Source organism: Micrococcus sp. PSi08 (assembly GCF_054960655.1).
Genome location: NZ_JBHNYP010000004.1, coordinates 67808 through 87656, shown reverse-complemented (window position 1 = coordinate 87656; position 19849 = coordinate 67808). Strand labels below are relative to the sequence as shown.

Annotated in this window: 21 protein-coding genes; 11 read left to right on the top strand and 10 right to left on the bottom strand. The window is 75.4% G+C overall.

Features of this window, described 5'->3' with window-relative positions; all coding sequences use genetic code 11:
* Positions 1-6: 6 nt before the first annotated feature.
* Positions 7-477 carry an NUDIX hydrolase gene (locus ACFI33_RS02385; RefSeq protein WP_036336764.1) on the bottom strand — a complete coding sequence of 157 codons (471 nt, stop codon included), beginning with the start codon at positions 475-477 and terminating at the stop codon, positions 7-9.
* 25 nt (positions 478-502) lie between these two features.
* Positions 503-1333, bottom strand: a complete 831-nt coding sequence (locus tag ACFI33_RS02380; protein WP_225348783.1) for a LysE/ArgO family amino acid transporter — start codon at positions 1331-1333, stop codon at positions 503-505.
* Between the two features lie 69 nt (positions 1334-1402).
* Here ACFI33_RS02380 and ACFI33_RS02375 point away from each other — a divergent pair, with 69 nt between their 5' ends.
* Entirely contained in the window at positions 1403-2326 is a 924-nt protein-coding gene (locus ACFI33_RS02375; protein ID WP_462623707.1) for an ArgP/LysG family DNA-binding transcriptional regulator, read from the top strand.
* Between the two features lie 93 nt (positions 2327-2419).
* On the opposite strand, the gene ACFI33_RS02370 is transcribed toward ACFI33_RS02375, so the two are convergent.
* From ACFI33_RS02370 to ACFI33_RS02355, 4 genes are all read right to left on the bottom strand, one after another.
* The gene (locus ACFI33_RS02370) at positions 2420-2845 is read right to left on the bottom strand and encodes a WGxxGxxG family protein (protein ID WP_061866758.1); all 426 of its coding nucleotides are present in this window, start codon (positions 2843-2845) and stop codon (positions 2420-2422) included.
* A gap of 140 nt (positions 2846-2985) precedes the next feature.
* Entirely contained in the window at positions 2986-4563 is a 1578-nt protein-coding gene (locus ACFI33_RS02365) for a HAMP domain-containing sensor histidine kinase (RefSeq protein ID WP_238693359.1), read from the bottom strand.
* Positions 4564-4657: 94 nt separating this feature from the next.
* Positions 4658-5386, bottom strand: coding sequence for a response regulator transcription factor (locus ACFI33_RS02360; RefSeq protein WP_036314541.1), 729 nt, complete (start codon positions 5384-5386; stop codon positions 4658-4660).
* Positions 5387-5720: 334 nt separating this feature from the next.
* On the bottom strand, positions 5721-6464 hold the full coding sequence (locus ACFI33_RS02355) for a ubiquinone/menaquinone biosynthesis methyltransferase (protein WP_127435377.1): 744 nt from the start codon (positions 6462-6464) through the stop codon (positions 5721-5723).
* A gap of 203 nt (positions 6465-6667) precedes the next feature.
* On the opposite strand from ACFI33_RS02355, the gene ACFI33_RS02350 reads away from it, so the two are divergent.
* From ACFI33_RS02350 to ACFI33_RS02325, 6 genes are all read left to right on the top strand, one after another.
* On the top strand, positions 6668-7744 hold the full coding sequence (locus tag ACFI33_RS02350) for an iron-siderophore ABC transporter substrate-binding protein (protein ID WP_127435378.1): 1077 nt from the start codon (positions 6668-6670) through the stop codon (positions 7742-7744).
* Between the two features lie 9 nt (positions 7745-7753).
* Positions 7754-8812 (top strand): FecCD family ABC transporter permease, encoded by a 1059-nt coding sequence (locus ACFI33_RS02345; protein WP_462623706.1) that lies wholly within the window; start codon positions 7754-7756, stop codon positions 8810-8812.
* Positions 8809-9879, top strand: coding sequence for an iron chelate uptake ABC transporter family permease subunit (locus tag ACFI33_RS02340; RefSeq protein ID WP_036314495.1), 1071 nt, complete (start codon positions 8809-8811; stop codon positions 9877-9879). The genes ACFI33_RS02345 and ACFI33_RS02340 overlap by 4 nt, the downstream gene beginning before the upstream one ends.
* The gene (locus tag ACFI33_RS02335; protein WP_462623705.1) at positions 9876-10745 is read left to right on the top strand and encodes an ABC transporter ATP-binding protein; all 870 of its coding nucleotides are present in this window, start codon (positions 9876-9878) and stop codon (positions 10743-10745) included. Before ACFI33_RS02340 ends, ACFI33_RS02335 begins: the two co-directional genes overlap by 4 nt.
* Positions 10742-11797 (top strand): siderophore-interacting protein, encoded by a 1056-nt coding sequence (locus ACFI33_RS02330; protein WP_115165662.1) that lies wholly within the window; start codon positions 10742-10744, stop codon positions 11795-11797. Before ACFI33_RS02335 ends, ACFI33_RS02330 begins: the two co-directional genes overlap by 4 nt.
* Positions 11798-11898: 101 nt before the next feature.
* Positions 11899-12564, top strand: coding sequence for an SDR family oxidoreductase (locus ACFI33_RS02325; protein WP_127435451.1), 666 nt, complete (start codon positions 11899-11901; stop codon positions 12562-12564).
* A gap of 123 nt (positions 12565-12687) precedes the next feature.
* On the opposite strand, the gene ACFI33_RS02320 is transcribed toward ACFI33_RS02325, so the two are convergent.
* The 3 genes from ACFI33_RS02320 to ACFI33_RS02310 all read right to left on the bottom strand — a co-directional run bounded on the left by ACFI33_RS02320 (position 12688) and on the right by ACFI33_RS02310 (position 15627).
* Complete coding sequence (locus ACFI33_RS02320; RefSeq protein WP_100058928.1) at positions 12688-13467, bottom strand: Pr6Pr family membrane protein; 780 nt, start codon at positions 13465-13467, stop codon at positions 12688-12690.
* 125 nt (positions 13468-13592) lie between these two features.
* On the bottom strand, positions 13593-14963 hold the full coding sequence (glsA, locus tag ACFI33_RS02315; protein ID WP_020622111.1) for a glutaminase A: 1371 nt from the start codon (positions 14961-14963) through the stop codon (positions 13593-13595).
* Between the two features lies 1 nt (position 14964).
* Positions 14965-15627: a GNAT family N-acetyltransferase gene (locus ACFI33_RS02310; RefSeq protein WP_020622112.1), complete on the bottom strand. Its 663-nt coding sequence runs from the start codon at positions 15625-15627 to the stop codon at positions 14965-14967.
* A gap of 86 nt (positions 15628-15713) precedes the next feature.
* Between ACFI33_RS02310 and ACFI33_RS02305 the strand changes: the two genes are divergently transcribed.
* The 4 genes from ACFI33_RS02305 to ACFI33_RS02290 all read left to right on the top strand — a co-directional run bounded on the left by ACFI33_RS02305 (position 15714) and on the right by ACFI33_RS02290 (position 19503).
* The gene (locus ACFI33_RS02305) at positions 15714-17183 is read left to right on the top strand and encodes an FAD-binding oxidoreductase (protein WP_371469917.1); all 1470 of its coding nucleotides are present in this window, start codon (positions 15714-15716) and stop codon (positions 17181-17183) included.
* Positions 17180-17635, top strand: a complete 456-nt coding sequence (locus ACFI33_RS02300; RefSeq protein WP_060974353.1) for an acyl-CoA thioesterase — start codon at positions 17180-17182, stop codon at positions 17633-17635. The genes ACFI33_RS02305 and ACFI33_RS02300 overlap by 4 nt, the downstream gene beginning before the upstream one ends.
* Before the next feature lie 65 nt (positions 17636-17700).
* Positions 17701-18543 carry a GTP pyrophosphokinase gene (locus ACFI33_RS02295; protein ID WP_036314511.1) on the top strand — a complete coding sequence of 281 codons (843 nt, stop codon included), beginning with the start codon at positions 17701-17703 and terminating at the stop codon, positions 18541-18543.
* A 162-nt stretch (positions 18544-18705) separates the two neighbouring features.
* The gene (locus ACFI33_RS02290) at positions 18706-19503 is read left to right on the top strand and encodes a TVP38/TMEM64 family protein (RefSeq protein ID WP_020624722.1); all 798 of its coding nucleotides are present in this window, start codon (positions 18706-18708) and stop codon (positions 19501-19503) included.
* Positions 19504-19520: 17 nt separating this feature from the next.
* Here the strand turns inward: ACFI33_RS02290 and ACFI33_RS02285 are convergent, their stop codons facing one another.
* Complete coding sequence (locus ACFI33_RS02285; RefSeq protein WP_036314546.1) at positions 19521-19829, bottom strand: hypothetical protein; 309 nt, start codon at positions 19827-19829, stop codon at positions 19521-19523.
* Between the last annotated feature and the right edge of the window lie 20 nt (positions 19830-19849).

Below are 19849 nucleotides of genomic sequence, written 5' to 3'. Positions count from 1 at the left end.
TGGAGGTCAGAACGGGGGCGCTGCCGCGACGGCGGCCAGCACGGGGTGCAGCAGCGGGGCCACGCCGTGCCCGCCCGGTGCGGCCGGGGCGGCGGGGTCCATCCAGTGCAGCTCGACGATCTCGTCCGTCGGCTCGGGGACCTCGTGCCGGGCGACGGGCCGCCACAGCGCGAACACCTCCGAGTGCAGGGCGGCGCCGGGCTCGTTGGCGGCGGCGGTGTCCCACGCGCCGAGGCGGGTCAGCTCGTCCGGGCGCAGGCGCAGCCCGGTCTCCTCGGCCACCTCGCGGACGGCGGTGTCCACGGGGGCCTCGCCGGGCAGGTGCTTGCCGCCGGGGAACATGAACATGGCGGTGCCGGCCTTGCGGACGGTCAGCACGCGGCGGTCCGGGCGGGCCAGCACGACGGCGGAGACGCGGATGACCTCCCCGGCTGCGACGGTCGGCGTGGGGGCGGAGTCGGAGGGGGAAGGACTCATGCCCCCATCATCCTCCCCGGGCGGCTCAGAGGAGCGTGAGCCCCACCTTCACGGCGATTCCCAGCATGAGCACGCCCACCACGGCGTCCACGATCCGCCACGTCCGCGCCGAGTCCATGGACGGGGCGAGCTTGGTGCCGCCCCAGCCGAGCGCGGCGAACCACACGAGCGAGGCCGCCACCGCGCCGCCCACGTACGCCCACTTCGCCGCCCCGAACGTCTGCGCGAAGGTGCCCATCATCACCACCGTGTCGAGGATGGCGTGCGGGTTCACCAGGGAGACGGACAGCGCCAGCAGGATGATCCGCGGCAGCGGCGTCTGTGGGCGGTCCAGCGCCACGCGGCGCGGCTGCACGCGCTGCCGCACCGCCACCGATCCGCCGCCCGAGGGGGCGCCGACGCCGGGCGCGCCGTCGTCGTGACGCCCGACGCCGGCCCCGGCCGGCTCGCGCTCGGCCAGGCGGCCGGTCGCCGGGTCGATCAGGGGCAGCTCGCCGGTGAGGACCGCGAGGTCCATGCGGTCGGGGCCGTGCCCGGTCCCCGCGCCGTCCGCGGCCGCGGTGCTGAGGGTCCGGTCCCCGCGCCAGGCGGAGCGCAGCGCGCCCACGGCGAACGCGAGGAGGTAGACCACGCCGGCCACGGTCAGCGCGGGCACGAGCCACGGCCAGCGTTCGGCCACCACGCCCACGCCGCCGGCGCCGAGCACGAGCAGCGCCACATCGGCCACGAAGCACACGGTCAGGACGGTCCACACGCGGTCGCGTCGGACGATCTGGCGCAGCAGGAACAGGGTCTGCGCGCCGATGGCGACGATGAGGGCGAGGTAGGTCAGGAATCCGGTGGCGAAGATGGTCACCGAGCGAGGATAGGAGCCGTCCCACGTCCGTGCCATCGCGATCTTCTTCAGGATCTGAAGACATCCTTCATGGCCACCCCTACCCTGGACCGCATGAACTCCGACCACCTGCGCGCACTCGTCGCGGCCGTCGACCACGGCACCTTCGACGCCGCCGCGGACTCCCTGCGGATCTCCGGCTCGGCCTTCTCGCAGCGGATCAAGGCCCTGGAGCGGCAGGTGGGCCAGGTGCTCCTGGCCCGCACCGTCCCCGTCCGGCCGACCGCGGCCGGAGAGCGCATGCTCCGCCTCGCCCGGCAGACCCTCGCACTCGAGGACGAGGCGCTCGCCGCACTCGGCCGGGGCGACGGCGGCCGCGTGCCGCTGCGCGTGGCCCTCAACGCGGACTCCCTCGACACGTGGTGGGAGCCCGTGCTGCGCGAGGCGGCGACGTGGGACGACGTCGTCCTGCAGATGCAGTCCGAGGACCAGGAGCACACCGCCGTCCTGCTGCGGGACGGTGCGGTGGTGGCCGCCGTGACGGACGACCCCACGCCCGTGGCCGGGTGCACCTCCACCCCGCTGGGCACGATGCGCTATCACGCGGTGTGCGCGTCCTTCCTGCTGGAGCTGCACCGCGACGCGCGGGGCCGGGTGGACTTCGGCTCGCTGCCGATCGTGGACTACGGCCCCCGTGACGGCCTGCAGCACACGGTGCTGCGCCGCGTCACCCGCGGCCGGCCCGTGGCCGACCCGCCGACCCACCTCGTGCCGTCCGTGCACGCGTATCTGCGGGCGGTGGAGCTCGGGCTGGGCTGGGGCATGCTCCCCTCGGTGCAGATCCCGCCGGGCGTGCTCGAGGGCCGGCACCCCGACCTCGAGCCGATCCCGGCCCTCGGCGCGGCCGACGTGCACCTGCACTGGCAGCGCTGGACGGCCGGGACCGCGGCTCTGGACCGCCTCACGGACGCGGTGCTGCGCGCCGCGCCCTCGGCGGGGGACACCGCGGACTGACGGGCGCATTCGAGACTCTCCCGGACACACCGCGACCCCCGCCGGAGGGGCGGGGGTCGCGGTCACGGGCCGCTCGGGGCGGCCGGGGTCGGGTCAGCGGGCGTCGCCGGTGCCCGGGCGGCGGGTGGCGTCGCCCAGGGTGCCGTCGGCCTCGCGACGGCGGGCGTCCGCGCCCTCGGTGCGCACGTCGCCGGCGCGGTCGTCCACGCGGTGCACGTCGTGGTCACGGTGCGCGCCGGCCACGTGGTGGTCGCGGCGCACGGGCTCGGCGTGCACCTCACGCTTGCGGCGACCGGCCAGGCCCGCGAGGCCCAGCAGGCCGGCCAGGCCCCACAGGCCCCAGTTGCCGTTGTCGTCCTTCTCCTCCTCCTGGGGGGCGGGCGACTCGGAGGCCGGTGCCGTGGTGGCGGTCTCGGTGGCCGGGGCCGTGGTCTGCGCGACGGCGGCGGGGGCACCGAGGCCGGTGACGACGGCGGCGCCGAGGGTCAGGGCGGTGGCGGTGCGGCGGATGTCAGTCATGATCGTGCTCCTCTCACCGGCGGCCTGCGCCGACCGGCGTCGGGGTGGATCGGCCGGAAGTCCCGGACGACCCTGTCGGTCATACACAGGCACCGTACGCATAGGGGGGTGGGGATACGTCAACGGTTGCCGTCCCGGGGTCAGGGCCGGCCGGCCCGGGCGGAGCCGCAGCAGGAGCCCGCAGCCCCCGGCCCGGCGCGCCCCGGGGTGCAGGGCACGACGACGTCGAAACGCGTCCACCCGCCCTCGGACGCCACGGTCACGTCCCCGCCGTGGCTGCGCGCGATCGAGCGCACGATGGCCAGACCCAGACCCGTGGACGGCTCCGTGCCCGGGGGGCCCGTCCGGCCCTTCCCGGGGCCGCGGACGAAGCGGTGGAAGAGGGTGGCGTGTCGGTCGGCCGGGATGCCGCCGCCGTCGTCGTGGACGCTGACGAGCATGAAGCCGGGCCGGGGCTGGTCCTGCCGCACGGAGGCCGTGACGGTGGTCCCGACGGGGGTGTGCTTGGCCGCGTTGGAGAGCAGGTTGCCGACCACGCGGGCCAGCTGCGACCGGTCACCGGTGACGGACCGCTGGGTGCCCGGCTCCGCCCCCTCGGGCAGGTCCACCACCCACGTGTGGTCCGGCCACGCCGCGCGGGCGTCCATCACGCCCTCGAGGACCACCTCGGACAGGTCCACCTGTTCGGCCAGCGCCACCTCCCCGGAGGGCTTCAGGCCCATGGCCCGGCCGCGCGAGACGGACTCGAGCCGTTCGAGCAGGAGCATGTCGTCCACGAGGGCGGCCATCCGGTCGGCCTGGAACAGCACCCGGTCGAGCGACCGCCGGCCGGTCGCGGAGAGCTCCTCCGTCATCGCGATCATCTCGGCGTAGCCGCGCACCGAGGCGAGCGGCGTGCGCAGCTCGTGGGAGGCGTCCGCCATGAACCGGCGCATCTGCTGCTCCTGCACGCGGCGCTGCTCCAGGGCCGCCTCGACCGAGCCGGTGAACCGGTCGAGCGCCTGGGCGACGACGGCCACCTCGTCCGGACCCTGCAGGAGCCGAGGCGGCATGCGTGAGTCCTCCGGGTCGAGCCCGGCGCGGGCCATGTCCACCTGGGCGACCCGCTCGGCGACGGCGGCGACCTCGCTGAGCGGGGCCAGGCCCCGACGCAGCCACAGGTTCACCAGGATCGCGGTGGTGAGGACGGTGACGGACAGTCCGACGGCGACCGCGAGCAGCGCCTGCCGTGTGACGTCGGACATGGCGCCCGTCGGCGCCCCCACCACGAGCACCTGGTCCGCGGCCACCCAGGGGCCCGGCGCGGTCAGGGTCTGGGCCTGGACGCGATAGGAGACGTCGCCGACGACGGCGTCCAGCATCGGCCCGCCCGGCCGGTCCCGGAGGGCGTGCAGAAGGTCGTGGGCCTCCCGCGCCGTGAGCGGCACGGACTCCCCGGCGTCACCGACCCGGTGCCCGATGAGGGCGTCCTGCTGATGCTCCTCCAGACCGGAGAGCGGGACGAGCGCGACCACCGTGCCCTCGGGCTGGCCGAGGGTGCCCGGCACGCGGAGGTCCCCCTGCCCCGGGCCGCCGTCGCCCCCTCCGCCCGGCGAGGGGGCCGTCAGCTGCTCCGAGGCGCGGATCCATGCTTCGGAGGCGTCCCGGGAGGCGGATTCGGTCAGCAGGGCCTTCGTGATGCCGGCCGCGTAGAACGAGTAGGCCAGGATGGTGGCCATCAGGATCAGAAGGACGCCGGCGCCGATGCGTCGGGCCAGCGACGTGGGCCGCCTGCGGCGGGTGCTGCCGTGCCCCGACGGGACCGCGGCGGTCTCAGGCAGGCCGGATGACATACCCGGCGCCGCGGATGGTGTGGATCATGGGATCCCGGTCCGCGTCGATCTTCTTCCGCAGGTAGGAGATGTACAGCTCGACGATGTTCGCGCGGCCGCCGAAGTCGTAGCCCCAGACGTCCTGCAGGATGCGCTCCTTGGAGAGCACCGTGCGGACGTTGGCCATGAGGAACTTCAGCAGGTTGTACTGCGTGGCCGTCAGCTCGATCTCGTCGCCGCCGCGGGTCACCTCGTGGGTGCGGGTGTTCATCACCAGGTCGCCGACCACGAGCACCTCGGAGCCGCCCGAGACCACGCCGGAGCGCTGCACGAGCCGGTGCGCGCGGATGAGCACCTCCTCCATGGAGAAGGGCTTGGTCACGTAGTCGTCGCTGCCGGCGGCCAGGCCCGCCACGCGGTCCTCGGTCGCGTCCTTGGCGGTGAGGAACATGGCGGGCATCTCCGACCAGTGGGCGCGCAGGCGATCCAGGACGTCCAGGCCGTCCATGTCCGGCAGCATGACGTCCAGGATCGCCAGGTCCGGACGGCCGGCGGTGCCCAGCTCGGCGGCGGTCGCGCCGTCGTGGGCCACGATCACCTCCCAGCCGCAGAGGGTGAAGCCCATGGAGAGCAGGTCGGCGATCATCGGCTCGTCGTCCACGACGAGCACCCGCACCGGCGCGCCGTCCGGGTGCGAGAGCTCGGGCAGGACCTTCTTCAGCTCCGCCATGGATGACGGGCCGGTGGTGCTCTGGATGGGGCTCACAAGGTTCCTCTACGTTCAAGAGACGGTTCACGGTGCCCACGCGGACGTCGCGGGCTGCGGGGGACGAGCGCCTCGCGACGGAGGGGCGACGCCGTTCCGGGGGATGGCGGACGGGCGGCGACCGGAGGCCGGGGGGTGCGCGGATCCCCCCTCGACGGAGCCCCATGCTACGCGGATCAGCCGGGTCGGCCCAGAGTCTTCTCGGATTGCGGACATCAGCGTGACTCGTCACAGCCCTGACGCATCCGGCGGCGCCACCGGGGCCGCCCTGTGCTGACGCCGCGCCGCGTGGCCGGCGTCAGTCGACCGGCTTCATGGCCCAGTGCGTGGCCAGGGTGCCGAACATGTGGGTCTCGTGCCCGATGTTCACGAAGCCGGCGTCCGCGAAGAGGTCCGCGACCTCGTCCGGCGTGTGGAACGCCTTCGTCGAGGAGGACAGGTACGCGTAGGCCTCCGGCCGGTCGGCCATCAGCTTCGCCAGCTGTGGCATCACCCGGTGGATGTAGAAGGAGGAGAAGGGCTTGAGCACGTTGTCCGGCGCCGGCGACGTCTCGAGGGCCGCGACCCAGCCGCCGGGGCGCAGCACGCGGAACTGCTCGGCGAGGGTCGCCGGGATGTCCGCGACGTTGCGCAGCAGGTAGCCGTGGGTCACGGCGTCGAACGAGCCGGCCTCGAACGGCAGGTCCGTCGCGTCCGCGACGACCCACTCGATGCGGTCCCCGCCCGCGCGGGCACGGCCGACCTCCATCATCTCGGCGGCGATGTCCGCGCCCACCACCTGCGCGTCGGGGTGCTGCTTGAGCACCTCGAACGCGAGGTCGCCGGTGCCGGTGGCCAGGTCGAGCACGCGGGCCTGCGCCGGGATGTTGGCCCGCGCCACCGTGCGGCGCACCAGGCGCGGCTCCTGACCCCATGTCATGACGGCGTTCATCAGGTCGTAGCGGCCGGCGATGGCGTCGAACATCGCGGAGACCCGGTCGTGGTGGTCGGCGGCGCCGCGCTGCGCGTCGCCGCGTGGGGCGGGGAGGGGGTTCTGGCTCACCAGGCCACCGTATCCCGCCCACCTCCCCCCGACGACGGCCCTCCCCGGGATTGCACAGGAGCATTAGGTTGCCCTAACCTTCCGGAGTTACCTCACGTCGGTGTTTGCTAATGCCGGCCCGGCAGGGCCGACGCATCCTCCGACCGCAGACCCGACCCCCTCCGCCCGGCGCCCGCGCGTCGCGACCGTGAAAGGCCACCACCATGGCACCGTCCCCCCTGTCCCGCCGCTCCCTCCTCGCCGGCGGGGGAGTCGGCCTCACCCTCCTGCTCGCCGCGTGCTCCACCGGCCCGGCCGGAGGCTCGGCCTCGTCCTCGTCGGCCGGTGCGTCGTCGTCGGACGCCGCGGGCGGGGACGCCGCGTTCCCCCGCAGCATCGAGCACGTCTACGGCACCACCGAGATCCCGCAGCGCCCGACCCGCGTGGCCACCGTGTCCTGGGTGAACCAGGACGTGGCCCTCGCCCTCGGGGTGGTGCCGGTGGGCATGGCCGCCGTGGAGTTCGGGGGGAACGCGGAGAAGTCCACCGACTGGTTCGACGCGAAGCTCGCCGAGACCGAGGGCGCCCAGAAGCCCGTGCAGTGGTCCGAGGCCTCCGGCATCGACGCCGAGGCGATCGCCGCCGTGAAGCCGGACGTCATCCTCGCCGTCTACTCCGGCATCACGCAGGAGGACTACGACCGCCTCTCGAAGATCGCCCCCACAGTGGCCTACCCGAAGGACGTCCCCGCCTACGGCACCTCGTGGCAGCAGTCCACGGAGGTCATCGGCCGCGTGCTCGGCAAGGAGCAGGAGGCGGAGGAGCTCATCGCGGACCTCGAGCAGCAGATCAAGGACGCCGGCGAGAAGCACGCGGGCCTCCAGGGCGCGTCCTTCGTCTACGGCACCATCGACCCCGCCGCCGCGGACCAGATCAGCATCTACACGGACGTGGACAACCGCCCGAAGTTCCTCGAGCTGCTCGGCATGGAGCAGGCGCCGGTGGTGACGGAGAACTCCCCGGAGGACCAGGCGTTCTTCTTCACGTGGTCGCCCGAGCGCGCGGACGAGCTGGAGTCGGACGTGTTCGTCTCCTGGGCCGCCCAGGACTCGGTCCGCGAGGCCATCGAGTCCGACCCCCTGCTGGGCTCGATCCCGGCCGTGAAGGCCGGCGCCCTCGTCCTGCAGACGGACGAGCAGGAGGTCCTCTCCGTCTCCGCGATCTCCCCGCTGTCCATCCCGTTCGCGCTCGAGAAGGTCGTCCCGCCGATCGCCGAGGCCGCGAAGACCGCGCAGGGCTGATCCCTCCCCATGCCGTCCACGGCCCTGGCCTCCCCGGCCCGCGTCCGCGCGGGCGTGCTGATGGGCGCCCTGCCCGCGGCGCTGCTGCTGGCGGCGCTCGTGGCCGGCGTCGCCCTCGGCGCGCGCACCGTGCCGGCGACGACGGCGCTCGACACCCTGGGCGCGGTCCTCACCGGGCACCCCGTGCCGGAGGGCATCGAGGCGGCGGCCGTGGCCTCCCGCGTGCCCCGCTTGGTGACGGGGGCGCTGGTGGGGGCGGCGCTGGCCGTGGCCGGCGCCGCCCTGCAGGGGGCCACCCGCAACCCGCTCGGCGACCCGGGGCTGCTCGGGCTCTCCGCCGGCGCGGGGCTGGCCGTGGCGGCGGGCATGGCGCTCGGCGTCGCCGGCTCCACGTTCGGGGTGCTGGCGCTGGCCGCCGTCGGGACGCTGGTCGCGGCGGCGCTCGGCTACGCGGTGGCGGCGGCCGCCACGCGGAGGGGCCGGACGACACCCGGCGCCCCCTCCCCCATGGCGCTCGTGCTGGCCGGCGCCGCGATCACCGCCGGCGCCACCGCCGGCACCACGGCGCTGCTCGTGCTCTCCCCCACGGTCCAGGACCGACTGCGCTTCTGGGCCGTGGGCACGGTGGCCCGCGCCGACCTCGGCGAGGCGCTCGCCCTGGCGCCCGTGATCGCCGTCGGGCTGCTCGCCGCCGTCGCCGTGGCCCCCGGGCTCGACGCCCTCGCCCTCGGCGACGACCTCGCGCACGGTCTGGGCGGGCGCCCGGAGCGGGTGCGCGCGGTGCTGCTGGGCGCGGTCGTGCTGCTCACGGCCGCGGCGGTGGCGCTGGCCGGGCCGGTCGGGTTCGTGGGGCTGCTCGTGCCCCACGCGCTGCGCCGTCTGCGGCCGCCGAGCACGCGAGCCCTGATGGCCGGCTGCGCCCTGTGGGGCGCCGTCCTCGTGATCCTCGCGGACCTCGCCGGGCGGCTCGTCGTGGCGCCCGGGGAGATCCACCTCGGGGTGACCACCGTCCTGCTCGGCGTGCCCGTGCTGCTGGCGCTGCTGCGCCGCCCGGGGGTGGCCGCATGAACCTCCAGCACACCGCCCCGGACGACGTCGTCGCCCGCCTGCGCCGCTCCGACCGGCGCCGCCTCGGACGGGCCTGCGCGGGCCTCGCCGTGGCCGTGCTGGTCCTCGCCCTGCTGCGCGTGGTGTGGGGCACGTACCAGGTGACCGTCCCGGACCTCGTGCGGATCCTGGGCGGGGAGACGATCCCGGGAGCGAGCTTCATCGTGCTGGAGGAGAAGCTGCCCCGCGCCGTGGCCGCAGTGCTCACCGGCGCCGCCCTGGGCGCGGCCGGCGCGCTCTACCGGCGCACGCTGCGCAACCCCCTGGCCTCGCCGGACATCCTGGGCGTCACCCAGGGCGCCGCGGCGGCGGTCGTGCTGGGGATGCTGGCGACCGCCGGGCAGACCGGCGGAGGATCGGACCTGATGCGCGCCGCCACGGCACTGATCGGCGGCCTTGTGGCGGTGGCCGCCGTGTTCGCCACGGCCCGCTCCGTGGGGGGCGAACGGTTCGTGGTGGCCGGCATCGCGGTGGCGGCGGCGGGCCAGGCCGTGGTGGCCGGGGCGATGCTCTCGCTGGCCCAGCACGACCTGCAGTCGGCCACCGTCTGGATCGCCGGCTCGCTCAACGGCGTCACGTGGGGCCGCATTGCGCTGCTCGCGGGCGTGCTCGCGGCCGCCCTGCCGCTGGCGGGGGCGCTCCACACGCAGCTGGCCCCGGCCGACGTCGGCCCGGACCTCGCACACGCCCTCGGCGCCCGAGCGCGCCCCACCTCGGCCGCGGCGCTGGGGCTCGGCGCAGTGCTGGCCGCCGTGGCGACCGCCGTCGTGGGGCCGCTGGCGTTCGTCGCGCTGCTGGCCACCCCGGTGGCGCGCGGGCTCACCCGCGGCCTGCCCTCCCTGCCCGCGGCGGCGCTCACGGGCGCCGCGCTCGTGCTGCTCGCGGACCTCGTGGCCGGCGAGGCCGTCCCCCTGCTCACCGGCGCCGCCCTGCCCACCGGTGTGCTCACCGGCGCCGCCGGCGCCCCGCTCATGCTCTGGCTGCTGCTGCGCCAGGGCCGGACCCCAGGAGGCGTGCGCCCCGCATGACCGCTCCCCCGCTCACCGTCCCGTCCCCCGCCGCACCGCGCGCCGGGGCCGCCGACGACGTCGCGATCCGCCTGCGCGGCCTGACGCTCGGCTACGGCCCGGCCTCGGCACCGCCGATCGTCGAGGACCTCGACCTGGACGTGCCCGCCGGGCGCGTCACCGCGATCATCGGCGCCAACGGCTGCGGCAAGTCCACGCTGCTGCGCGGCCTGACCCGCCAGCTCGCCCCGCGCGCCGGGAGCATCGAGGTGCTCGGCCGGGACGCCGCCCGCGTGTCCGCGCGCGACTACGCCCGCACCGTGGCGCTGCTGCCCCAGCATCCCGTGGCGCCCGAGGGCATGACGGTGGCGCAGCTCGTGGCGCGCGGCCGTCACCCACACCGCGGGCTCCTGGGCGGCCGGGCCGCCGGCGACGACGCCGCGGTCGCCGCGGCGCTCGAGCGCACCGGCCTCGTGGAGCTCGCCGAGCGTGAGGCCGGCACGCTCTCCGGCGGGCAGCGGCAACGGGCGTGGCTCGCCCTCGTGCTCGCCCAGCAGACCCCGGTGGTGCTCCTCGACGAGCCCACGAGCTACCTCGACCTCAGCCATCAGGTGGAGGTGCTCGACCTGGTGCGGGCGCTCCCGGACCCGCGTGGCGGGGGCCGGGCGACCGTCGTCGCGGTGCTGCACGAGCTGAACCTGGCGGCGCGCAGTGCGGACCACATCGTGGCGATGGCCGCGGGCCGGGTGGTGGCGCAGGGCACGCCGGGCGAGGTGATCGCACCGGAGGTGCTGGCCGAGGTGTTCGGCCTGGACGCGGACGTGGTGGCCGACCCGCTGCTGGGCCACCCCGTGGTGCTGCCGCGCGGGGACGGGGACCGCCGATGAGCGCCGACGGCATGTTCGTGGCGCACACGCGCGTGGTGTCCGTGGAGCAGCCGTGCCGCGGGTTCCGGCGGATCGTGCTGGCGGGGCCGGACCTGGAGGCCGCCAGCAGGGACCTGCTGGGACTGCTGCCGCCCGGCGTCGCCGACCTGCACGCCCTGTACCGGGGCGCGCGGCCGCGCCGGGACGCCTATGTGAAGCTGCTGATCCCCCCGCCGGGCGGGACGTCGGCGGACCCGGACCTGTCCGCCGGGTTCCGCGCCGGGTTCCTGGCCATCCCCGAGGAGGAGCGCGGCTGGATGCGCACGTACACGGTGCGCTCGGCCGGGCTCGTGCGGCTCGACGGGCGGCAGGTGCCCTCGCTGACCGTGGACGTGGTGCTGCACGGCGACCCGGACGACCCCGCCGACCCGCATCAGGGGCCGGGCCTGCGCTGGGCGCGCGCCGTCCAGGCGGGGGACGCGGTCAACGTCCTGGTGCCCTCGGCGGAGGCGCCGGCATGGTCCGGCTGGCGGCAGACGGGGGCGCACCGTGTGCTGGCCGTGGGCGACGAGACCGCCGTCCCCGCCCTGGTGTCCGTGGCGGAGGAGCTCGCGGACCCGTTCGGCGGGTTCGACGGCGAGGCGGACCTCGTGCTTGAACTGCCCCACGACGGGCAGGCCGCCGACCTGATCGCCGAGCGCCTGGCCGTCCCCGAGCCGTGGGACTGGCGGGCCGTGACGGAGCTGGCGGACCGGGGCCGCGTGCGCCTGCACGTGGGCCGCCGGGCGCCGGGGGCGCCGTCGGGGTCCTGGGCGCACGCCCGCCTCGCCGCCCTGCTGGGCGTGGACCCCGACGACGCCGGCGGGCCGGTCGCGCCGCCCGCGGCCTCCGTCGAGCGCGAGTGGACCGTCGCCGCCCTCGAGGCCGACGAACGGCCCGAGGCCTACGTGTTCCTCGCCGGGGAGTCCGCGATGGTGCGCGCCCTGCGCCGGCTCAGCGTGGGCCCCGGCGGCGTGCCGAAGAAGCACGTCTCCTTCATGGGCTACTGGCGGGAGGGTCAGGCGGAGAGCTGAGGAGTGGGGTGGCGGTCGCGCGCCGCTCCACCCTCGCACCGGCGGCGGGCTCTCCCTACTGTGGAAGTCCAGCACCCGATCGAACCGAAGGAGAGATCCCCATGACCCGCACCGTGATCATCGGCGGCCACGGCAAGGTGGCCCTGCTCGCCGCACCCCTGCTGGCGGAGGCCGGCCACGACGTCGTCTCCCTCATCCGCAACCCCGACCACGCCGAGGACGTCCGCGCCGCCGGCGCCGAACCGCTCGTCCTGGACATCGAGAAGGCGGACCAGGAGGAGCTGGTCCACGCGCTGCGCGACGCGGACAACGTCGTGTTCTCCGCGGGCGCCGGCGGCGGGGACGCCCAGCGCACCCGGGCCGTGGACCACGACGCCGCCGTCGCCAGCATGCGCGCCGCCGAGGCCGCGGGTGTGCGGCGCTACGTGATGGTGTCCTACCTCGGCGCGTCCCTGCACCACGACGTGCCCGAGGACGACCCCTTCTACACGTACGCGCAGGCCAAGGCCGAGGCGGACGAGGCACTGCGGGACTCCGGGCTGGCCTGGACCATCCTCGGCCCCGGCGCCCTGACCGAGGAGGAGGCGTCCGGCCGCATCACCGTGGACCCGGACCTCTCCGACTCCGACGCCTCGCAGCGTGAGGCCAGCCGCGGCAACGTCGCCCGGGCGATCGTGGCCGTGCTCGATGAGCCGGGCACGGTGGGCCGGAAGATCGACTTCGTGGACGGCGACGTGCCCGTGGCCGAGGCCGTCCGCGGCGACTGACGCGCCGCCGCCGTCGTCGGCCCCTCCCACCCGCGCTTTCGAACGTGAAAGGGGGCGAATGGGGGCTTTCGAACGTGAGATAGGCCCTCTCTCACGTTCGAAAGCGCCGGGGACCGCCCTCGCTCAGGCCGGGCCGAGGCGGCGGTCCACGGTGCCGAGCACGCCCATGAGCCCGGTGAAGCCGGCCAGGATCCCGGCGAGCACGACGCCCACGCTGCGTCGGCCGAGCCGCGGCACGTCCAGGAACGGGTACGGGTACCAGTCGATGCGGGGCCCGCGCGCCATGGTCGCCGCCGCCCACATCAGCGGGATGACCGAGGCCAGCCCGGCGCGCCGCGGCGTGATCTGCCCGCGGGGGTCGCACAGCGCCCACACCGCCGGGGCGAGCACGGGGTTGACGATGTGCTGCAGCGCGTCGTTGAACCGGTAGAGGAAGGTGTCCTGCTCGCGGCCGCGCAGCACCGCGTTGTAGACGATCCCCGTGACCATCACCGAGCCGAGTCCGGCGGTGCGCACGGCCCAGAACGCGTCCGACGTGGGCGCCTCACGACGCGCGGCCAGCGTCAGCGACGTGCCCGCGACCAGCGCGTTGGACAGCCACGTGAAGTACGCCGGCTGGTTGAGGGCGTGGGACCAGCCCGCGGGGAACCCGCCCTGATAGCCGACGCCCGGGATCACCATGGAGTCCTTGGACATCCCGATGGGGAACGAGGTCAGGCACCCGATCAGCGGCAGTGCCCCCGAGACCTGCCACGCCAGGCGGGTCCGACGGTCCACCGGCGGCACGGGACGCGGCTGCAGCCGGGACACGACGGCGTGCGCGATCCGCCCACGGACCCCCTGCGGGGCGGGGCGGGTGCGGCGGAGGGAGGGCAGGCTGACGCGGAGGGTGGAAAGGGGCATGGGGGTCGTCCTCGAACAGCGGGGTCAAGGGATGAGACCGCCCATTGTCACATGAACAGCAGTTGAACGAAAGGGAGCGAGACGGAGAGCACCGCCACGCCCCCCCTCCTGCCCGCCCCGCCGCCTCAGTGGGCGCCGGCCTCCTCCAGCGGCAGGATGCGCTCCGGATCCTCGACCTCCACGCGCACGCCGTCCGCCTGCAGCCGGCGCACGCCCTCGGCGATCAGCCGCCGGCCGACGTCGTCGATCCGGTCCACCCGCGTGAGGTTGAGCACCACGGTGCGGATGGGCCCGTCGTTCTCATCTCGGGCGGCCACGGCGGCGGCCTCGTACACCGCCCCGCCGCCGGTCGCGGCCGCGAGCGCCGCGCTGTCCGCCGCGGCCTCCTGCCACCGCGGGTAGACGGCGGCGTCCCAGCCGGTGCCGGGCTTCTCCGCACCGGTGCGCAGGTCCGTGAGCGCGTCCAGCACCGCCTCGGCGCCGCCGAACCGGATCACGCCCTGCAGGTGCAGGAACACGCGGTCACCCTCGCGTTCCACGAAGCGCACGGCGGTTCCGCCCAGGCTGTCGCCGTCCATGAGGTGCAGCCGGAAGTCCTCGGAGAGGCGGCGGCACGCCAGCACGCCGCGCGCCGAGTTGCCCACCTCGTCCAGGCGCGGCGAGAACACGCCGATCCCCACGCGGCCCGGCAGCGCGCCGAGCACACCGCCGGCCACCCCGGACTTGGCCGGGATCCCGACGTCGGCGAGCCACTGCCCGGCGGCGTCGTACATGCCGGAGGAGGTCATCACGGACACCACGCGCCGCGCCACGATGGACGGCAGCACGCGCTCACCCGTCATCGGATGGATGCCCCCGGTGGCCAGACACGCGCCCATCACGGCGAGGTCCTTGGCGGTGACGAGCACGGCGCACTGCGCCACGTACCCGGCCACGATCTCCTCGGCCGAGTCCTGCAGCACCCCGTAGCTGCGGAGCATGTGCCCCAGGGAGAGGTTGCGGTCCGAGACCGCCATCTCGGACTCGTACGTCTCCCGGTCCACCGCGAGCCGACGCCCGGCGAGCAGGGACATGATCTCCACGGCCCGGTCCAGCCGCTCCTTCCGGCTCGCCTCCGGCCCCACCAGCAGCTGGTGCACCGCGAGCGCGCCCGCGTTGATCATGGCGTTGTCCGGGCGGTGCGACTCCGCCTCGAGGGAGAGCTCGTTGAAGGCCTCGCCCGAGGGGTTCAGCCCCACCTGTCGGTCCACGGCGGCGAAGCCCCGGTCCACGAGCGCGGCCGCGTACGTGAACGGCTTGGACGCGGACTGGATGGTGAACTCCACGTCCGCGTCCCCCGCGGAGTGCAGCCGCCCGGTGGGGGTGGCCAGCGCGATGCCGAGGCGGTCCGGGTCCGCCTCCGCGAGCACGGGGATGTACTGGGCCGTCTCTCCCGGGTTCACGGCGCCGAGCTCGGTGATCAGGCTCGCCAGGTAGTCGGGGATCGGGTGTCTCATCTCAGGCCTCCCAGCGCAGGCAGGTCAGGGGCTCGCCCCCGGGCACGGGCACGTGGCCGGTCGCACGGAAGCCGAGCCGCTCATAGAACGGGACGGTGGCGGGCACGGACGCCTCGAGGTGCACGGGCAGACCCGACGCGCGGCGCTGGCCGTGGCGCACCAGCGCACTCGCCGCCCCGCGCCCGCGGGCGGACGGGACGGTGCCGACCTCCTCAAGGTACCAGTGCCGGCCTGCCGGGCGGGCACGCTCGCAGGCGGCCTGGATCCGCTTCAGGGCGAGGGTGTGGCGGCCGTGGACGGCGACCGCGGTGGGCAGCCCCGCCAGCAGGCCCGGCACGTCGACCCCGCGGGGGGCGGCGGGGGAGGTCCACACGGCGGCGCCGAGCAGCGTGCCATCGTCGGCGTCCACGGCGACGTCCACGGCGCCGAGCGGGGCGCCGTCGGCCCCCGCGCGCAGCCCGTGGCGCACGGCGGCGGTGAACTTGCGCTCGAGGCGGGCCTCGCGCCGGTCCTCGGGCACGAGCCCGAGCGTGTACGGGTCCGTGGCGAAGGCCTCGGCGAGGACGGCGCCCACGCGGCGGGCGGTGTCCTCGCGGGCTCCACCCGGGCGCAGGGTGAGCACGTGGACGCGGGGGCGCGGCGCAGCGGGGTCCGGGGAGGTCATGGTCGCCAGTCTAGGGACGGGGCCGGGCGCGTCATCGGACCGGCCGACGAGCGTTCCGTCCCGTGTGATCGGCGACACTGGTGGGCATGGACTTCTCCGCACCGCTCGCCCCGGCCGCACCGCTCGCCCCGGCCCCCGCCGCAGACGCCCCGCCCGCCGACGTCGTCGCCCGCCTGCAGGCGGAGCTGCCCGGCCGCGTGGACGTCTCCGTCGCCGCACTCGAGGCCGCCCGGGCGGACCGCTCGGGGCATCGCTCCCCCGCCGCGCCGCGGGCCGTGGTCCGCGCACGGACGGTGGAGGACGTGCAGGCCGCGTGCCGGATCGCGCACGGCACCCGCACCCCGCTGGTCACCCGCGGAGCGGGCACGGGGCTGGCCGGCGGCGCCGTCGCGGGGGCGGGCGAGATCGTCCTGGACATGACCGCGATGGACCGGATCCTGGAGGTCTCCCCCGCGGACCGCGTGGCCGTCGTCGAGCCGGGGATCCTCAACGGGGCGCTGAACGCCGCGCTCGCCGAGCACGGGCTGTGGTGGGCCCCGGACCCCGCGTCGAAGGACATCTCCACGGTGGGCGGCAACATCGCGATGAACGCCGGCGGGCTGCTGTGCGCCAAGTACGGCGTCACGCGCGAGGCCGTGCTGGGCCTGGACGTGGTGCTCGCGGACGGCACCCTGCTGCGGCTGGGCCACCGCACCGTCAAGGGGGTGACCGGCTACGACCTGGTCGCGCTGATGATCGGCTCGGAGGGCACGCTCGGCGTGATCGTGGGCGCGACGCTGGCGCTGCGGCCGGCCGTGCGCGGCGTGCCCGTGACGCTCGGCGGGTTCTTCCCGGACGTCGTCGCGGGCGCCGCCGCGGCCGAGGCGATCACCGGGGCCGGTCACGTGCCCGCCCTGATGGAGCTGATGGACGAGGCGACGCTCGCCGCGGTGCGCGCGCACGCGGGGCCCGAGCGCGGGGCCGCCCTGCCCGAATCCGGCGCGTTCCTGCTGGTGCAGGCCGACGGCGCCGGCGCCGAGGCGGACGGGGAGGCCATGGCCGCCCTCATGCGCGCCCACGGCGGGGACGTCACCGTGACCGTGGACCCCGCCGAGGGGGAGGCCCTCATGGCCCTGCGCCGCACCGCGTTCCCCGCGCTCGAGCGCCTCGGCACCCCGCTCGTGGAGGACGTGGCCGTCCCGCGCAGCCGCATGGCCGAGATGTTCGCGCGGATCCGTGAGATCGAGGCACGCACCGGCGTCGCCATCCCCACCACGGCCCACGCCGGGGACGGCAACCTGCACCCGATCCTGCTGTTCGGCGCGGCGGCGCAGGTGGGCGGCGCGGCCGAGGACGCCGCGTCGATCCCGGCGGACGTGTGGGAGGCCGCCGGCGAGCTGTTCCGCGCGGGCCTGGAACTCGGCGGCACGCTCACCGGCGAACACGGCGTGGGCCTGCTCAAGCGCGCGTTCCTGCGAGACGAGCTCGGCGACGCCCAGCACGACCTCCAGCAGCGCATCAAGGCCGTGTTCGACCCGCACGGCATCCTCAACCCAGGAAAGGTGTTCACCCCGTGACGCAGCCGACCACCCCCGAGACCCCCGCCGACGCCGGCACGCCGACCCCGTTCGAGGTCGGGCTGCAGCTGCGCTGGTCCGACGAAGACCGCTACGGCCACGTCAACAACGCCCGCCTGCTCACCCTCGCCGAGGAGGCGCGCGTGCGCGCCCTGGCCGCGTGGGCCACGACGACGGCGTCCCCGGACGTCCAGCGCGTCGTGCGGTCCATGGAGGTCCAGTACGAGGCGCCCGTGGTCTACGCCGGGCCCGAGGTGACGGCGCGGGTGTGGATCCTGCGGATCGGCCGGACGTCCTTCACGCTGCGCCACGAGCTGTGGCAGGACGGGCGGCGCTGCGTGCTGTGCGACGCCGTGTTCGTGCAGGTGGACCCGGCGGCCGGGCGGCCCGTGGCCGTCTCCGACGAGGAGCGCGCCGCCTTCGAGCGCGTGCTGATCCCCGCCGAGGACTGACGGGCCGCCGTCGGGCCTGTGGACGGCCTGCCGTCTCGCAGGATCCCGCCGTAGGCTCTGAGGCCATGGAGCAGGACCCTTCCCCGGACGCGCCCGCGCCCTCGGCGGACGTCGAGGCGCTGCGCGGCACCCCCGTGTCCGAGTTGACGCAGCTCACCCCCGCGGCGTCAGGGGCGCTGGAGCGGCTGCGCCGAGACGTCGAGCGCTTCGACCTCGAGTACCGCTCGGCCCTGCTCCAGGTGGAGGCGCGGCTCGAGGTGCTGCGGGACGAGTTCACGCACCTGCACGACTACAACCCCATCGAGCACATCGTCACGCGGGTGAAGTCGCCGGAGTCGATCCTGCGCAAGGCCTCCGCCCGCGGGCTGTCCCTGGACCTGGACGCGCTGCGCACCAACGTCACGGACATCGCCGGGGCGCGCGTGATCGTCAGCTTCGCCCGGGACGTGTACCGCGTGTTCCGCCAGTTCACGCAGCAGCCGGACATCCGGGTGCTCGAGGTGGAGGACTACATCTCCCGGCCCAAGCCCTCGGGCTACCGCAGCCTGCACTGCCTCGTGCAGGTGCCGATCCACCTGTCCACCGGCACGATCCCGGTGACCGTGGAGATGCAGTTCCGCACGAGCGCCATGGACTTCTGGGCCACGCTCGAGCACAAGATCAACTACAAGTTCGACGGCGGCGTGCCCCCGGACATCGCGACCGAGCTCGTGGCCGCCGCCCGCGTGGCTGCGGACCTGGACACCCGCATGGAGCGCCTGCACGACCAGGTGCAGGAGACCGACAGGGACGACGACGCCGCCGCGGCCTGGGAGGACGACGGCGGTCCCGTCTTCGAGGACGAGCCGGCGGCGGGGCCGGGCGAGGCGCGGCCGGGTGACGACGCGCCCGGCGCGTCCACCGTCTGAGCCCCTCCGTCCACACCCGGCGGGCCGCGTGCACAGGGTTCTCCACAGAGTTGTCCACAGGTGTGGATGAGTCACACGCGTGTGATCCAGCAAAGCAGAGCAGGGCGTGACCGCAGGCCAGGGAGGACATGCGGAGGGAGCGGCTGCCGGTAGCCTGAGCCGATGCCCTCCACCGCCGTGCCGCCGCGCGACTCCGGCGCCGCCTCCACCCTGCCCGCCCGCACAGGGCACCGCGGGGTGTCGATCCTGCGCACCGCCGCCCTCGTCCTCGTGGTGGCGGCGTTCGTGTGGCTGGCACTCACCGTGCGCCTGCCCGGCGTGGACGAGCTGCGCGCCCAGCTGGACGGCTTCGGCTGGTGGAGCTGGCTGGCGTTCACCGTGCTGTACGCGGCCGTGGCGCTCACCCCCATCCCCGTGACGATCATGGCGGTCACCGCCGGTGTGCTCTTCGGCGCGATCGAGGGGACGGTGCTGTCCGTCGTCGGAGCCCTGCTGGGCTCGCTCGGGGCGTACGGCATCGCGCGCGCGGTCGGACGCGAGGTGGTCCTGCGCGGGCTCGGCCGCCACGCCGAGACCGTGGAGCGGCGGCTCGAGGACACCGGGTTCCTCGCCCTGCTGGCCCTGCGCGTCGCCCCGGGGCTGCCGTACTGGCCCGTGAACTACGGGGCGGGCGCGCTCGCCGTGCCGCTGGGGATCTTCGCCGGCTCCACCGCGGTCGGCGTGATCCCCGGGCAGCTCTCCCTCGTGGCGATGGGGGCGTTCGCGGTGCGCCCGGGCGTCGTGAACGGCGTGCTGCTCGGGGTGGGCTGGCTCGCCGTGGGCGGTCTGACCCTGTGGGCGGTGCGGCGCTGGCGACGGGCAGCCCGGGCCGCGGAGGGGCCGGCGGGCTCGGAGGGGCCGGAAAGCCCGCGGAGTGGTCAGGACACGCCGTCTCCGCGTGCGCGACGCGGCGTGTCGTGACCACTCTGCGCCGGACGTCAGCCGAGGGTTGTGTACCGCACGCCGAACTTGCTGCTGACCTGCAGGAACACGAGCACGTCCGTGCCGCGCGCGTAGGCGGGCATGCCGTACCAGGTGCGGGGTTCGAGCTCCGGGGCCGCCTCCGTGACGATCCGGTGCACCCCCACCGCCATGGCGCGGTCCTGCTCGGGCATCTCCTCGATCTTCACCAGCAGGTCCTGCAGGGCGTCGGCCTTCTTCCTGCCGCCGCGCTGGGCGCGCAGCTCCTGCGCGCGCTCGGCGATCGCGGCCTGCTCCGCGGCGCTGAAACCGGTGGACTCGCTCACGGTGCCTCCTGGGGTGCGGG

Bases quoted from the DNA above. Each gene is read 5' to 3' on its own strand.
- ACFI33_RS02385 (WP_036336764.1), bottom strand. From the start codon at position 477: ATGAGTCCTTCCCCCTCCGACTCCGCCCCCACGCCGACCGTCGCAGCC.
- ACFI33_RS02375 (WP_462623707.1), top strand. From the start codon at position 1,403: ATGGCCACCCCTACCCTGGACCGCATGAACTCCGACCACCTGCGCGCA.
- ACFI33_RS02370 (WP_061866758.1), bottom strand. From the start codon at position 2,845: ATGACTGACATCCGCCGCACCGCCACCGCCCTGACCCTCGGCGCCGCC.
- ACFI33_RS02365 (WP_238693359.1), bottom strand. From the start codon at position 4,563: ATGGCCACCATCCTGGCCTACTCGTTCTACGCGGCCGGCATCACGAAG.
- ACFI33_RS02360 (WP_036314541.1), bottom strand. From the start codon at position 5,386: ATGGCGGAGCTGAAGAAGGTCCTGCCCGAGCTCTCGCACCCGGACGGC.
- ACFI33_RS02350 (WP_127435378.1), top strand. From the start codon at position 6,668: ATGGCACCGTCCCCCCTGTCCCGCCGCTCCCTCCTCGCCGGCGGGGGA.
- ACFI33_RS02345 (WP_462623706.1), top strand. From the start codon at position 7,754: ATGCCGTCCACGGCCCTGGCCTCCCCGGCCCGCGTCCGCGCGGGCGTG.
- ACFI33_RS02340 (WP_036314495.1), top strand. From the start codon at position 8,809: ATGAACCTCCAGCACACCGCCCCGGACGACGTCGTCGCCCGCCTGCGC.
- ACFI33_RS02335 (WP_462623705.1), top strand. From the start codon at position 9,876: ATGACCGCTCCCCCGCTCACCGTCCCGTCCCCCGCCGCACCGCGCGCC.
- ACFI33_RS02330 (WP_115165662.1), top strand. From the start codon at position 10,742: ATGAGCGCCGACGGCATGTTCGTGGCGCACACGCGCGTGGTGTCCGTG.
- ACFI33_RS02325 (WP_127435451.1), top strand. From the start codon at position 11,899: ATGACCCGCACCGTGATCATCGGCGGCCACGGCAAGGTGGCCCTGCTC.
- ACFI33_RS02320 (WP_100058928.1), bottom strand. From the start codon at position 13,467: ATGCCCCTTTCCACCCTCCGCGTCAGCCTGCCCTCCCTCCGCCGCACC.
- glsA (WP_020622111.1), bottom strand. From the start codon at position 14,963: ATGAGACACCCGATCCCCGACTACCTGGCGAGCCTGATCACCGAGCTC.
- ACFI33_RS02310 (WP_020622112.1), bottom strand. From the start codon at position 15,627: ATGACCTCCCCGGACCCCGCTGCGCCGCGCCCCCGCGTCCACGTGCTC.
- ACFI33_RS02305 (WP_371469917.1), top strand. From the start codon at position 15,714: ATGGACTTCTCCGCACCGCTCGCCCCGGCCGCACCGCTCGCCCCGGCC.
- ACFI33_RS02295 (WP_036314511.1), top strand. From the start codon at position 17,701: ATGGAGCAGGACCCTTCCCCGGACGCGCCCGCGCCCTCGGCGGACGTC.
- ACFI33_RS02290 (WP_020624722.1), top strand. From the start codon at position 18,706: ATGCCCTCCACCGCCGTGCCGCCGCGCGACTCCGGCGCCGCCTCCACC.